Origin of the sequence: Streptomyces sp. DH12, assembly GCF_020873895.1 — a bacterium.
GTDB lineage: Bacteria > Actinomycetota > Actinomycetes > Streptomycetales > Streptomycetaceae > Streptomyces.
Map to the genome: position 1 here is coordinate 1 of NZ_JAHWGT010000604.1, position 548 is coordinate 548.

1 protein-coding gene is annotated in these 548 nt (G+C 74.8%); it reads left to right on the forward strand.

What is annotated here, in order from left to right:
• Positions 1 to 548: PP2C family protein-serine/threonine phosphatase (locus LPA54_RS36010; protein WP_228984750.1), on the forward strand; the 548-nt coding region annotated here is incomplete at both ends.

Genomic DNA, 548 nt, shown 5'->3' on the forward strand with positions numbered 1-548 from the left:
CTACGACGTGGTCCGCACGCCCGACGGGACCGTGCACGCCATGATCGGCGACGTCTGCGGGCACGGCCCGGACGAGGCGGCGCTCGGCGTGGAGCTGCGCATCGCCTGGCGGGCGCTGACCCTGGCCGGGCTGTGCGGGGACCAGCTGCTGAGCACGCTGCAGCAGGTGCTGGAGCACGAGCGGCCGGACGACGAGATCTTCGCGACGCTGTGCACGGTGGACATCGCGCCGGACGGCCGCCGGGCCGGGCTCTGCCTGGCAGGCCACCCGTCGCCGCTGCTGGCCCGCCCCGGCATGCCGGCGCGGCTGCTGCCGTACGAGAACAACGGCCCGGCGCTCGGGCTGCTGCCGGGCGCCCGCTGGCCGCGGATGCAGGTGGAGCTGGGCGCCGAGTGGAGCCTGATGCTCTACACCGACGGCCTGATCGAGGGCCGGGTCGGCGACACCGGGGAGCGGCTGGGCCAGGACGGCATGGTGGAGATGATCCGCCGCAGGCTCTCCGAGGGGTTGCGCGGGGAGGAGTTGCTCCGGACGGCGGTCAATGAGG